The organism is Kocuria coralli, assembly GCF_008831305.1.
Taxonomy (GTDB): Bacteria; Actinomycetota; Actinomycetes; order Actinomycetales; family Micrococcaceae; genus Kocuria; species Kocuria coralli.
In genome coordinates this window covers 1-13,255 of the sequence record NZ_ML708631.1, presented here as the reverse complement: position 1 = coordinate 13,255, position 13,255 = coordinate 1, and the positions used below count along the sequence as shown (strand labels likewise).

Here is a 13,255-nt window from a genome sequence, read left to right as displayed (position 1 = left end):
TACCCCTACATAAAAGTCATTGCTGCGGTGAGGTGCTCACCACCGTTACCGCACCCGGCGCCGTTCGAAGGCTGACCGTTGTGTCTCCCGGCTGCACCCCTGTGACCTGCGGCTGAAGCTCCGGAGGCAGCAGAGGGAGGCCGTATCCGTCGACCGACGGCAGCCCTTCTCCCACCGCCGCGGTCGCCGACCGATTGTCGAGCGCTACACCGTCAGAATCATGAGTAATACGGTTTCTACTTTCGGGCGCGCCGTCGAAAAGCGTGGTTTCGGGATAGTTCCCCGACCAGTCGTCGCCCGAAAGCATCGACGTGCTCGCGGAGGAAATCGGTCCCGGAAGCTCAATGCTCAGATCCAGAGGATCAGCGTCTTCCGGAGTGCGGAAGTCGATCACCACGATGCTCAAGGTCCCGTCGTCGTGGCGGATGGCCCAGGCGGTGACGTTCTCACCCTCCGCCCCGCCCGTGACCGAGCCGTCTTCCGACCGAAGCGTGGTGTCCAGGAATTGCCCGGAAGGCAGCGAGCCCGCCAGTGAGAGGGCAAGACCGTTGGTCCGGGGGACGAAGGCCTCCCCGGGGTCCTGAAGTGAGCCCGAGGAGCACAGCAGGGACATGGGCGGTCCGCCGAAGCACGGCAGCAGCGAGGAGTGGAAGTCCACCCGCTCCACGCCCAGGTGCTGGGTGCGCAGCAGGTAGTCCGCGCTGAACACCCCGGCGGCCAGGGTCTCGGTGAGTTCGTTGCTTCCCTGGCAGGAGGAGACGGAGGTCTCGGTGATCCAGACCGGAGTATCGGTTCCCGCCACAGTGTCGATGGCGGTGCCGACCAGGTGATCCACCCTGCCTCGGGTCTCCGGCGCCGCCAGGTTGGCGATGGTAGGGGTCTGCTCGGGGAGGTAACCCGGTTCGGCGGGGTCGCTGCATTCGGAGAGCGGGTACTGGTGGACGGCCAGGGCCGTGCCGGTGATCTCCGATTCGGTCACCGCCCGCCACCAGGCGGGAGCGAATGCCCCTGGCCCCGCGATGGTCACCTCGGGCACTTCCGCACGGATGGCCGCGACGTACTCCGCCAGATCGGCCTGGTAGTCCTGGGTGTCCCAGTCTGGCCCCTTGATGGTCAGGGGGTTGCTCTCCCCCAGGTAGTAGCCGTTGGGCTCGTTGCCCACCATGATCCCGGCCAGCCGGTCGCCGAGGTATTCGTCGGCATACCGTGCCATCGTGGCCGCCCGGTCCGGATCCTCCGCTGCCAGGTTGACACTGATGATCACCTGGGCGTCGGTGGCCTCCGCCAGTCCGGCCAGCCGCTCCAGATCTTCCGGGGCCACCGTGGTGATGCGTTCGCCGGGCCGCAAGGGCCAGTCCTGCGGGACTTTCTCGTCCCGGTCGGTGAAGAAGAAACGCCGGTCCACCGTATTGCCGCCGAAGCGCAACGTGGGCCGGTCCAGGCCTCCGAGGATGCGCACCAGGTCGGAGTTCTCGGCGCTGAGTCTCTCGTCGGCCAGGTCGGTGGCCTCGAAGGAGATCCCCGCGCCCGTTGCCTCGTAGGAGGTCCCGGTCTCGCCGTCCCCCACGATCAGCGACACGGCCTCACCGGGGTCCTGCGATTCGGGGTCAGCCGGTCCCGGCGTCGGCAGATCCCGCTGTCCGGCGATCCAGCTGAGCCCGTCGTCCGAGGGCTCGTCAGGGTTCCACGGAGCCGAGGCCCCCGGTGTCTCCGGCCGTTCCTCGGAACCGCCACCACCGTCGCCGTCGTCGGGGGCGCCGCAGCCGGCCAGGACCAGGAGGCCGATGAATGCCAGAGGGACGCATGCGCGCGGGAAGCTCATGCGGCGGTGCCGAGGCAGGACACGATGGAGGGTGGAGGGCCGGGAGGAGCCCTGATGCGGGGGGATCATCAGCTACAGCATATGACAACGGCGGCCAGCCACGGGTCAGGGGCTGGCCGCCGTTGAGGCGAGGCCGTGAGGCTACTGAGGAGAACTCAGTTGGAGGCCTTGCCGAAGTTCTTGAAGCGGGCGTTGAAGCGCTCGACGCGACCGGCCGAGTCCATGATGCGCTGCTTGCCGGTGTAGAACGGGTGGGACTCCGAGGAGATCTCGACCTCGATCACGGGGTACTCGTTGCCGTCCTCCCACTGCTCGGTCTTCGCCGAGGTGGCGGTGGAGCGGGTCAGGAAGGTCTTGCCGGACGCGAGGTCGCGGAAGAGGACCGGGTGGTAGTCCGGGTGAATATCGTTCTTCATGAGCTTGTTGATCCTTGGCTCTTGGGTGACTGGATTTTGCCAGGCACGATGACGCTGGGTTGCGGGTGCCACTGCCGGGGTTCTGCGGCGCCGTCCCGTCTGGCGGAACGCATCTCAGACCCTGGACACCAGCGATCAACTATACACACTGCGGGCGACTGAGGCTGATCCGACCCCGTCTGCCGGCCCGCATTCGCGCTGTCGCCAGGCGAAACTCCCCATAACGGCCCACAATTTCGTAGGGTAGCCAGTGGCCGTGTCAGCAGTTCTCCACCCCGGCCGGACTCCCCCAGTCCCCACCCCCCATTCTTTGCAAGGATGCATCCCCCATGCATAGCTCTGCCCGGACCGTGGCTGCGGTCCCCACGCGGTCCCGTCCGCACCGTCGTCGCACGCTGCCCGCCCTCGGCCTGGCCGTCGTCCTCCTGATCGCGCCCCTGGCGGGGGTGGTTCCCGCCGCTGCCAACGAAGAACCCGCCGACGGCGCCCAGGCCGGTGGCGCCGCGGGTGTCGAGGCCGTGGACACCGGCGCCGAGACCGAGGGCGAGGCGCCCGCAGCAGCGGACGCCGCCGCGGGTGACAGCGCCGCCACGGACGTGCCGGCCCCCGGTGCTCCGGAGGACATCCCGGATGAGACCCCTCGCCTCATGGTCAAGTTCGCCGAGCCCGCCACGGACAAGGCCTTCAAGGAGGCCGTGGTGGCCGACGCCGCCGAGGCAGCCGGGGTGTCGGACTCCCCGGAGCAGGCTGTGCCGGAGACCCCCGAGCAGATCAACAGCCTCGACGACGGCACCGACGTGCTGGCCTTCGACGAGCCCCTGGACGCCTACGAGCAGACCGAGGTGGTCGCCGAGCTCGAAGCCGATCCGCGGGTCGAATACGCCGAGCCAGATCGTCTGGCCGTCGCCGCTGCGGCCACCAACGATCCGCTGCTCGGCAGCCAGTTCAACCTCCTGGGCCGCAACGTCCCGGCCGCCTGGTCCCGCGGGACCGGGCGGGGCCAGGTGATCGCCGTCGTCGACACGGGTATCGCCAGCCACCCGGACGTCAACGGCAAGCTGGTCCAGGGCCGGGACATGGTCTCCAACTGGGCCAACAACTTCTCGATCGACGGCGACGGGCGCGACTCGGATCCCACCGATCCCGGCGATCGCCCCGGCACGTCCGGCTGCTACGCGACCTGGCACGGGACGCACGTGGCGGGCGTGGCCGCGGCGAGCACCAACAACGGGATCGGCGTAGCCGGCGTGGCCCGGGACGCGCGGATCATGCCGGTCCGGGTCCTGGGCTCCTGCACGCTGGGCTACGAGTCGGATATCGCCGCGGGTATCCGTTGGGCCGCGGGTGCCCAGGTGGACGGCAGTACCGCGCCTACCCGCGCGACCGTGATCAACATGTCCCTCAACCTGATCGGCTCCTGCAGCACGACCATGCAGGGTGCGATCGACTTCGCCTACAACCGCAACATCCCCGTGGTGGTCTCCGCCGGCAATGCCAACCGGGACGCCTCCAACTACCCGCCGGCCAACTGCGCCCGCACGATCGTGGTGGGAGCCGCTGACCACCTGGGCAACCGGGCCGGCTACTCCAACTTCGGCCCCGGCGTCGATGTCCTCGCACCAGGGGGTACGGCCTCCGTGCCGATCATCTCCACGATGAACACGGGCAGCACCACCTATGGCTCGCCGAACTACGCCTACAAGTACGGGACCTCCATGGCGGCGCCGTTCGTGGCGGGCACCGTGGCGATGATGCGCGAGGCGAACCCGTCCCTGAGCGTGGATCAGATCGAACGGACCCTGAAGTCGACGTCTTCGGGGCAGCTGGGCACGCTCCAGGTGGCTCCGCATCAGGCGGTGGGCGCCGTGGCGAGGTCAGGACCTTTCCGGGACGTGTCGCCCAGTAACCAGTTCGCCCGGGAGATCACCTGGGTGAAGGATCGTGGCTACCTCAATGGCTGGCCCGATGGCACCTTCCGCCCGGTCCAACCCATCGACCGCGACGCGATGGCCGCAGTGGCCTACCGCCTGGCCGGCTCCCCCGCCTACACCCCACCAGCCACCTCCCGGTTCCCCGATATCCGCCGCGGCCAACAGTTCTACCGCGAAATCCACTGNCCGGTTCCCCGATATCCGCCGCGGCCAACAGTTCTACCGCGAAATCCACTGGTTCGCCGCCCAAGGCATCACCACCGGCTGGCCTGACGGTACGTATCGGGCGTTGAGCACCACCAACCGCGACGCGATGGCGGCCTTCATCTACCGCTACATCAACTAAGGCCCGGACTCGAGGCATCCGGGCCCTGTTTCCAGGGCATCAGTGACCCGATGGCGGGGCAGTGGCACATCGCCGCTGCCTCGCCATTGCAATGATCGATCGTCGAGTGCTGTCCACCTGTTTTCTCTGCTTTTACAGGACGATAGACTTCCGAATACGTTCGGAATACCATGGGTTCATGAGCATCGCAACGGACTCCCCCATGGCCACCAGACGATCCTCGGACCTGAGCAAGCACTCAGCCGAGGTCTTCGCCGAAGCCGTGGATCATCCCGTGATGGTGACCCGACGCGATGGCGAGGCATTGGTATTGATGTCCAAGCGCGAGGCCGAGGGACGTTCCCGCCTGTTGAACTTCGCCGCACAACTCATCACTGTCACCCTCGACGACAACGGTTCACTCGCTGAGCGTATGTCCAAGGCTTTCCCGTGGATGCTCGCGTTGTCACCGGCAGACCGGGTTACTTGTGCACAGGACCTCATCGACGCCGCACGCGCGTCGTTCTCCACCGATCAGCCGCACCTGGCGATTGCGGAGCTGACGTCCTGGAAAGAGACGGCGACTGCCGTCGCCGCTGGACTCGGCAGCGTCGACGTCGGGTGGCTCGACGACGGCGAACCCGTGGAGCGCCCGTAGTCGTGGCGGCCAAGAAGGGTGATCCGGTCCCCCGCCCTCCGAAGAAGACAGAGTATGAGATCCGTTTCGCAACCTCCGATGCACAGAAAGGGTGGAGGGACCTCGTAGCCACCATTCGCAATCCGATGACGGAGACTTGGGACTTCTTCACGAGAACACCCCTGTCCAGGACACCGACAAACTATCCGCTTCGAGGTGAGCTCGCTGTTATCAAGCGCGACGGGGCAACCTATGACCGGTGGCAGCACAAGCCGACGGCGAAGGGAACCGCTCGTATCTGGTTCTACGTCCACGAACGCACGGTGTTCCTTGAGCAGGTGCATACGAGCCATCCGAACGCGACGAAGTAGGAGCCTCCGCTGTCGGTGCGCCCTGGCCCGCCGGGGCGTTTATCCGGCGCGGCCGTGTCGGGCCTACCGCGTCGCGTAGAACGCGACCGCAGACGATGCCGCGACATTGAGCGAGTCGACGCCGCCCATCATCGGGATCGTGACCCTTCTGTCGACGAGCCGGTCGGTGCCCTTCGACAGACCGTGGCCCTCGCTGCCGAAGACCAGGGCGAGGTTCTGATGGTCCTCGGCCACCAGCTCGTCGAGGGTGATCGCACCCTCCCCCAGCGTCATGCCCGCCACGACGTAGTCGAGGTCCTGAAGCTCACGGACACCGGCGGGCCACTCCTCGATGCGCGTCCACGGCACCTGGAAGACCGTGCCCATCGAGACTCGGATCGACCGGCGATAAAAGGGGTCGGCGCAAGTGGGCGTGACCAGCACGGCGTCCACGCCCATCGCCGCAGCCGACCGGAAACACGCACCGACGTTGGTCGGGTGTTCTAAAATATGCGCCCCCGATGGCTGTACCTGGAGCAATCTCTGCTACCTGCTGAGCTCTAGATGGAGTATCGGATACGGTCCCCGCCGACCGCGGACTCGATGGTCCCAACCGAGATTACACAGCGCCATTTCTGTGTGTTTTGAGCGTTTGTTGGCGTAGAATGAGGGCATGGCTGGAGCAATCACGCATGACGAGGCATCGCGACTGCGCGATGCGGTGGACGAAGCGCTACGCGTCGCGCCGGAGATCACGGACAGCGCCCGCACGGCGTTCGCCCGGCTGGTCGACGTGCTCGAGACTAGCGACGACGCGGTCGTGTTCCCTGCCGAGGCGACGATCTCCACAAGCCAGGCGGCCGCGTTGCTCGGCGTCAGTCGAATGACCGTGGTGCGGTTGGTCGACCGTGGCGAGATGCGAGCGGAGACCAGCGCCGTGCACCGGCGGATCCCGGTGGCAGAGCTGGCTCGCTACCAGGCAGAGACCCGGACGCGGAGGCGCTCGGCGATGGCCGAACTCGCCGGCGACGTCACCGAGGACACGCCCGCCGACCGGGTCATCGAGACTCGGTGAGCGACGCAGCAGGGAGCACCCGAGTCGCCGTCCTCGACGCGTGCGCACTGGTGCCGATCAGACTCGCGACAACGTTGCTGTGGCTATCCGAAGCCGGGATCTTCGAGCTGCTCTGGTCGGACCGCATCCTCGATGAGGTGCAGCGCAACCTCCCGAAGCTCGGCATCAGCGAGGAAAAGGCTGCCCACCGCGTGCGCACCATGCGTGATGCCTTCGGGGAAGCCGCACTCGTCGACGACTTCGACTATCTGATCGCGGACATGACCTGCGACCCGAAGGACCGCCACGTGCTCGCGGCCGCCGTGCGTGCTGAAGCCGACACGCTCGTGACATTCAACCTCAAGGACTTCCCGCCGGATTCGACGAGCGGCTGGCAGGTCGAGGCCGTCCACCCGGACACGTTCCTGACAGGCCTGCTCGCCGAGGATCCCATCGGAGTCGTCGGTGCCCTGCATCGGGGCAGCGCCGACCTGAGAAACCCGGCGCAGACGCCCACGGAGTTCCTCGCCTCGTTGACCGCGACGGTGCCGATCTTCGCCAACCTGGCCGCCGACCAAATCCGCTCCCGCGCCGAGAATCCCGACGAGCCCTCCTCTCCGATCACAGCGCTTGTCAGCGCCGACCAGGACGAGGCCTTGGCCGCGTTCGGCGAGGTCGGAGACCTGACCGACCCCGCGCAGGTGGCTCTCCAGTGGTGGACCGCGCTCGACGCAGAACCCGATGTGGCGCGGGGGCTGACCTTCGCACCTCGCGCGTGGGGCGACTACCGGTGGGCCGTGGACATGCTCGCCGACAGGTCACTCGCATCAAGAGTGATCCGCGCCGTCGATGAACCGGACCGGATCGCGTTCATGCGCCTCATCCCCGAGGTCGCCGCCACCGCGCAGGCGTTCGCAGCCTACGCGACGACTGTCACATTCCTCACGCTTGTCAGGCTCGACGACGGTATGTGGCGTGTGTGGGGTCTCGGCCCAGCACTCCTGGCCGCCAAGGACATCGTTGACGACACATAGATCAGGGATGCCGCTGTCGCGGGTCCTCTGCACGAGACGCTGATCGTCGACGACCGGACAGCTCTTGATTTTCCGCAGAGACACGTAGCCAGCAGACTTGCGTCGCTGCATCGACGTGCGTCAATATAGAATCATGTCGAATCAAGCAGTGGCGACGGAAGCGCCAACGACGAAGAAGCTGTCCACTCTCGACAAGTGGCTGCCAGCCTGGATCGGCCTGGCGATGGTCGCGGGTCTCCTCCTGGGACGGCTTGTGCCTGGCATGTCCGACCTGCTGTCCCGGCTCGAGGTCGGCGGGATCTCGGTGCCGATCGCCCTCGGCCTGCTGGTGATGATGTACCCGGTGCTGGCCAAGGTCCGCTACGACCGCGTCGCCGCCGTCACCGGCGACAAGCGGCTGCTGGTCTCCTCGCTCCTGCTCAACTGGCTGGTCGGGCCGGCGCTCATGTTCGCGCTGGCCTGGCTCCTCCTGCCCGATCTGCCGGAGTACCGGACCGGGCTGATCATCGTCGGCCTGGCCCGCTGCATAGCGATGGTCGTGATCTGGAACGACCTCGCCTGCGGCGACCGGGAGGCGACCGCGGTGCTGGTGGCGATCAACTCGGTCTTCCAGGTCGTCATGTTCTCCGTCCTCGGCTGGTTCTACCTCACGGTGCTGCCCGGCTGGCTCGGCCTCGACACCCAGGGGCTGGAGGTATCGATGGGACAGATCGCGCTCAACGTCCTCGTCTTCCTCGGCGTGCCCCTGGTAGCAGGCTTCGCGTCGCGGTGGATCGGCGAGAAGCGCAGGGGCCGCGACTGGTACGAGCAGGAGTTCGTCCCGAAGGTCGGGCCGTGGGCCCTGTACGGGCTACTGTTCACCATCCTGCTGCTCTTCGCCCTGCAGGGCGAGCAGATCACGAGCCGGCCGCTGGACGCCGCCCGGATCGCGCTGCCACTGCTGGCCTACTTCGCCTTCATGTGGTTCGCCGGCCTGCTCCTCGGGAAGAGCATCGGCCTGGGCTACGCGCGGTCGACGACGCTGGCCTTCACCGCCGCCGGCAACAACTTCGAGCTCGCCATCGCCGTCGCCATCGGCACCTTCGGCGCTGCCTCCGGCCAGGCCCTGGCCGGCGTCGTCGGCCCGCTCATCGAGGTCCCCGTCCTCGTCGGCCTCGTCTACGTCTCCCTCTGGGCCGCGAAGGCCTGGTTCCGCACCGACCCCTATGCCCAGGAGGCCCGATCGTCATGACCGACACCGCGCTGACGCCGACCGCGCCCGACGAGGACTGCTCGCCGCAGGTTCCCCCCGTCTCGCTCGCTCTCGACCAGGAGGTCGCCGCGACCCTCGCGGGCACCCTCAAGGCCCTCGCCGACCCGCTGCGCCTGCGGATGCTCTCCGCGATCTCGTCCGATCCCCGCGGCGAGTCGTGCGTGTGCGACCTCGCCGAGCTCGCCGACGTCTCCCAGCCGACCGTCTCCCACCACCTCAAGGTCCTCAGGACGGTCGGCCTGCTCGACTCCGAGCGCCGCGGGACCTGGGTCTGGTACCGCATCGCCGCGGGAAAGAAGGCCGCGGCCTCCGCCCTGCTCGAGGGGTTCGCGCCCGCTGCCGTCGCCCCCGGTGTCGCACCGGAGACGGCGGCGTTCGCGGACTTGGAGGGCATGGACGAGCACATCGGGAATCTGGCCGCCGAGCTCGCGGACGCCACGCCGGACCTACCGCGGGAGACCGTCACCGGCATCGTCCGGGACTCCTACACCGCGCTGGCCCGGTCGGCGAAGATCACTCGCCACCTCGTGCCCCTGACCGAGCGCTTCGCCCGGCAGCGGCTGGCCGACCTCGCCCGCGACCGAGCCACCGCTGCACCGCAGGTGCTGTTCGTGTGCGTCGCCAACGCGGGGCGCTCCCAGCTCGCCGCGGCGCTGACCCGAAGCCTCTCCGGAGGCAGGGTGGTCGCTCGGTGCGCCGGCTCGACCCCGGCGGCGGGCATCCACCCGCACGTCCGCGACCTCGTCGCCGAGATCGACCGCGACGCCGCCGACGCGGCGTTCCCCAAGCCGCTCACCGACGACGCGATCCGCGCCGCCGACGTCGTCGTGACCATGGGCTGCGGCGACACCTGCCCCGTCGTCCCAGGAGTCCGCTACGAGGACTGGGCGGTCGGCGACCCGGCCCTGGCCTCGCCCGAGGGAGTGGCCGCCATCCGCGACGACATCGCCGCGAGGGTCCGCCGACTCCTCACCAGCCTCTCCACCCACTGAGCGAAAGAAGCACAGAGATGAACGATCGCACACCCACCGTCCTGTTCGTCTGCGTCCACAACGCCGGCCGGTCCCAGATGGCCGCCGGCTGGCTGCGCCACCTCTCCGGAGACCGGATCGAGGTCCGCTCCGCGGGCTCCATGCCAGCCGAACAGATCAACCCGGTCGCCGTCGAGGCCATGCGCGAGGTCGGCATCGACATCGCCGCCGAGCAGCCCAAGGTCCTCACTGCCGAGGCCGTGCAGGACTCCGACGTCGTGATCACCATGGGCTGCGGCGACGCCTGCCCCCTCTATCCAGGCAAGCGCTACGAGGACTGGGATCTCGACGACCCGGCCGGCCAGGGCATAGGGGCGGTGCGCCCGATCCGCGACGAGATCAGGCGACGAATTGAGACGCTCACCGCAGAGCTGCTCGACCGGTAGACAACACGCATCCGAGTTCACTATCCGTTCACGTTATCGAAGTACGATATCGTCATGGAACCGAACGAGGACGCCTCCGCCGAGTTCGAGCACCGCGATCTGCTGTCCGGGCTTGTGCGGATGCACGTGCTGCACCACGCGGCCCAGGAAGAGATCTACGGCGCATGGATGATCGAGGAGCTCGCGAGCCACGGCTACCGGCTTTCGCCGGGGACGCTGTACCCGATGCTGCACCGGATGGTTGACAGCGGCTACCTGAGCGTGCGCTCCGAACGCGACGGGCGCACGGTGCGCAAGTACTACTCCGCGACCGACAAGGGCCGCGACGGGCTTGCGGTCGCTCGGGAGCGCGTCCAGATCTTCATCCGAGAGGAACCCGAGAATGACTGACGACGTAATCGCACCGACGAAGGAAGCGCGCGGCTCCGCCTGGGAGGTGTTCCGGGCCTTCCTGAAGCTGGGAGTCACGTCCTTCGGCGGGCCGATCGCCCACCTGGGATACTTCCGCTCCGAGGCCGTCGAGCGCTGGAAATGGTTGAACGACCGGGAGTACGCGGACCTCGTCGCACTCTGCCAATTCCTCCCCGGCCCCGCCTCGAGCCAGGTCGGATTCGCGATCGGCCTGCACCGCGCCGGCACCCGGGGCGCGCTGGCGGCGTTCCTGGCCTTCACCCTGCCCTCGGCGGCGCTGATGGTCGTATTCGCCTACGGGGCGGGACTGTTCACCGGCCCCGTCGGGGAGGGTATGCTCATGGGGCTGAAGATCGTCGCCGTCGCGATCATCGCCCAGGCCGTGCTCGGCATGGCCAAGAACCTCGCGCCGGACAAGCAGCGGGCGTCGATCGCGGCCGTGGCCGCCGCTGCCGCCTTGCTGGTGCCAGGCTCGCTCGGCCAGATCGCCGCGATCATGTTCGGAGCGGTCGCTGGCCTGCTGTTCTGCCGCTCCTCGGACGGCGCTTCGGGCGGCGCGCTGCACTTCCCCGTCCGACGCAGTGTCGGCATCGCCAGCTTGGTCGTGTTCGCGGCTCTGCTGCTTGGGTTGCCGCTGCTGGTGCTCGCAACCAACTCTGACGACGTGGCTCTGTTCGATGCGTTCTACCGCGCCGGGTCGCTGGTATTCGGCGGCGGGCACGTCGTCCTGCCGCTGCTCCAGGCCGGCGTCGTCGACACCGGATGGGTCAGCGACCAGGACTTCCTGGCCGGATACGGTGCCGCGCAGGCCGTCCCGGGCCCGCTGTTTACCTTCTCGGCGTTTCTCGGCACAGTCTCGACCACCGGCCCCGGCGGCATCCTCGGCGCGGCGATCGCCTTGGTGGCGGTCTTCCTGCCCGGCTTCCTGCTTCTCGTCGGCGTACTGCCGTTTTGGAACGCACTGCGAGAGCGCTCCTGGGCGCAGGCCCTGATGCGCGGTGCAAACGCCGGCGTCGTCGGCATCCTCGCCGCCGCGCTCTACATGCCGGTGTTCTCCACTGCGATCACCGGGCCCGGCCCGTTCAGCCTCGCAGTGGTCTGCTTCGTGCTGCTCATCGGCTGGAAGCTGCCGCCGTGGGTGGTTGTCATCGTAGGCGCTGCCGGAGGGGTGTTGCTCAGTGCGGTCGGGATGCAATGATTCTGCAGCTCGACTGTCTCCAGCGACGGAAGGTCGCCCAGGTCAATGGCTGGACGCTACCGCTCGGCGTGCGGTGCTCCTGCCGACGGTACTCTACCAGTCGCCATTCGTCAGCGAGCATGTTGCCGAGGTCCTCGACGTCGTAACGTGCGACGTGGAGGCCCGTGCACTGGGTGGGGCCGTCCGAGGCGAAGGCGGCCAGCACCGCATGACTGCCAGGCCGGGTCGCGGCGTTCAACGTCAGCAGGTAGTCCCGGTGATCGGCGTCGGCGGTGAGAAAGTGCACGACGACGTGGTCCAGCTCAACCAGGGTCAACTTGCCGGTCTGGGTCTCCTTGGCGATCTTGGCCTCGAACGCACCGAAGTCACCGACAAACCGCTCCGCGACGAGATCAAATCCCGCGTCCGCGACCTCGTCACGCAACTCGCCTGAGCCGTGCCGAGGGGCACAGGCTCGAGGCATCAATCCGACTCAGTATCTGGCACGGTCCAGCAGTCGTTAGCGTTCGGGAGTCCTACTCGGTTGCGGTGACGGCGTGACCATGACGAGCACGGCGGCGATGAGCATGAGTCCGGCCATGAGGACGAAGGCGCTCCGGTCAGAGGGTCCAGCGGTGCCTGCTGCCAGGAGCGCGAGGCCGATGGCTCCGCCGAACTGCTTGGCGGTGTTCATCATGCCGGAGGCGGCACCGGCCGCTGCCGGCGTGACTCCGGTCGTGACCAGGCCCGCCAACGGCGTGTGGAACAAGCCTGCGCCGATGCCGATGATCAGAGCCGGCACGAAGATGACGAGAAGCGGATACGCCGTCGAGAGGACTGCTGGCGCGGTGAGACCGACCGCCGAGACAAGAGCGCCGATGGTGGCAATCTTCCGGGGCGAATAGCGTTCGATCAGGTGCGGCGTGACCCAGGTGTTGATGACGAGCATGGTCAGCGTCAAGGGCAGGAATGCGAGTCCGGTCAAGGCCGGGGCGAGCCCGAGACGGTGCTGCAAGAGGTAGGTGAGGAAGTACCAGATCGAGACCTGGAAGACCATCCCGGCCACGAAGGTTGCGACGTTGCCGACCACGATCGTGCGGTTTCGCCACAGACTGCGCGGAATTAACGGTTCCGCGGCGGTGGACTGATGCAGGATCGCGGCTGCGGCAACGATCAGAGCCACGAGGGCGAGGAGCCACCATGTTTGGCCTCGGCTGCCGATGGAGGACAGGACGTAGGTGGTGAGCGTGAACGCAGCGGTGACCAGGAGTGCGCCGAACGCGCCGATCCGTGCCCGATCTGTCTGCGGAGGACGGCGAAGACCACGGGCACCGATGAGCACGAAGAGGCCGAGCGGTACGGTGAATCGGCCGAGGTTCTCTGCCGCTACTTTGTGGGTGCGGGCTCTCGGGTGAGGGCCTCGTAGTGG

The 13,255-nt window shown here is 67.7% G+C and carries 13 protein-coding genes and 2 pseudogenes; 10 read left to right on the top strand and 5 right to left on the bottom strand.

The annotated features are described in order from the left end of the window. Positions 1-16: 16 nt before the first annotated feature. Positions 17-1,891 carry a hypothetical protein gene (locus FCK90_RS13990; RefSeq protein WP_158034925.1) on the bottom strand — a complete coding sequence of 625 codons (1,875 nt, stop codon included), beginning with the start codon at positions 1,889-1,891 and terminating at the stop codon, positions 17-19. 86 nt (positions 1,892-1,977) lie between these two features. Further along, positions 1,978-2,238 (bottom strand): type B 50S ribosomal protein L31, encoded by a 261-nt coding sequence (locus FCK90_RS13985; RefSeq protein ID WP_158034924.1) that lies wholly within the window; start codon positions 2,236-2,238, stop codon positions 1,978-1,980. A 329-nt stretch (positions 2,239-2,567) separates the two neighbouring features. Between FCK90_RS13985 and FCK90_RS16035 the strand changes: the two are divergent. The 3 genes and pseudogenes from FCK90_RS16035 to FCK90_RS13970 all read left to right on the top strand — a co-directional run. Then, positions 2,568-4,354 (top strand): annotated as a pseudogene (locus FCK90_RS16035) (S8 family serine peptidase); the annotation flags it as partial. A 339-nt stretch (positions 4,355-4,693) separates the two neighbouring features. Then, complete coding sequence (locus tag FCK90_RS13975) at positions 4,694-5,152, top strand: type II toxin-antitoxin system Phd/YefM family antitoxin (RefSeq protein WP_158034922.1); 459 nt, start codon at positions 4,694-4,696, stop codon at positions 5,150-5,152. Between the two features lie 2 nt (positions 5,153-5,154). Beyond that, a complete protein-coding gene (locus FCK90_RS13970; protein ID WP_158034921.1) occupies positions 5,155-5,502 on the top strand; it encodes a hypothetical protein in 348 nt (115 codons plus the stop codon). Positions 5,503-5,565: 63 nt separating this feature from the next. Here the strand turns inward: FCK90_RS13970 and FCK90_RS13965 are convergent. Then, positions 5,566-5,991: pseudogene (locus FCK90_RS13965) on the bottom strand (TrmH family RNA methyltransferase); the annotation flags it as partial. A gap of 163 nt (positions 5,992-6,154) precedes the next feature. Between FCK90_RS13965 and FCK90_RS13960 the strand changes: the two are divergent. From FCK90_RS13960 to chrA, 7 genes are all read left to right on the top strand, one after another. Further along, on the top strand, positions 6,155-6,556 hold the full coding sequence (locus FCK90_RS13960; protein WP_158034920.1) for an excisionase family DNA-binding protein: 402 nt from the start codon (positions 6,155-6,157) through the stop codon (positions 6,554-6,556). Further along, positions 6,553-7,569, top strand: a complete 1,017-nt coding sequence (locus tag FCK90_RS13955; RefSeq protein WP_158034919.1) for a PIN domain-containing protein — start codon at positions 6,553-6,555, stop codon at positions 7,567-7,569. Before FCK90_RS13960 ends, FCK90_RS13955 begins: the two co-directional genes overlap by 4 nt. Positions 7,570-7,702: 133 nt before the next feature. Continuing rightward, the gene (gene arsB / locus FCK90_RS13950) at positions 7,703-8,800 is read left to right on the top strand and encodes an ACR3 family arsenite efflux transporter (protein ID WP_158034918.1); all 1,098 of its coding nucleotides are present in this window, start codon (positions 7,703-7,705) and stop codon (positions 8,798-8,800) included. Then, positions 8,797-9,813: a metalloregulator ArsR/SmtB family transcription factor gene (locus FCK90_RS13945; protein WP_158034917.1), complete on the top strand. Its 1,017-nt coding sequence runs from the start codon at positions 8,797-8,799 to the stop codon at positions 9,811-9,813. The genes arsB and FCK90_RS13945 overlap by 4 nt, the downstream gene beginning before the upstream one ends. Before the next feature lie 17 nt (positions 9,814-9,830). Then, on the top strand, positions 9,831-10,238 hold the full coding sequence (locus FCK90_RS13940) for an arsenate reductase ArsC (RefSeq protein ID WP_158034916.1): 408 nt from the start codon (positions 9,831-9,833) through the stop codon (positions 10,236-10,238). A 54-nt stretch (positions 10,239-10,292) separates the two neighbouring features. Further along, entirely contained in the window at positions 10,293-10,628 is a 336-nt protein-coding gene (locus FCK90_RS13935) for a PadR family transcriptional regulator (RefSeq protein ID WP_158034915.1), read from the top strand. Beyond that, positions 10,621-11,847 (top strand): chromate efflux transporter, encoded by a 1,227-nt coding sequence (gene chrA, locus FCK90_RS13930; protein ID WP_158034914.1) that lies wholly within the window; start codon positions 10,621-10,623, stop codon positions 11,845-11,847. Before FCK90_RS13935 ends, chrA begins: the two co-directional genes overlap by 8 nt. On the opposite strand, the gene FCK90_RS13925 is transcribed toward chrA, so the two are convergent. Together FCK90_RS13925 and FCK90_RS13920 are read right to left on the bottom strand one after the other, a co-directional pair. Beyond that, positions 11,825-12,271, bottom strand: coding sequence for a hypothetical protein (locus FCK90_RS13925; protein WP_158034913.1), 447 nt, complete (start codon positions 12,269-12,271; stop codon positions 11,825-11,827). The two genes, chrA and FCK90_RS13925, sit on opposite strands and share 23 nt — an antisense overlap. Positions 12,272-12,346: 75 nt before the next feature. After that, positions 12,347-13,255: MFS transporter (locus FCK90_RS13920; protein ID WP_220433347.1), on the bottom strand; the 909-nt coding region annotated here is incomplete at its 5' end.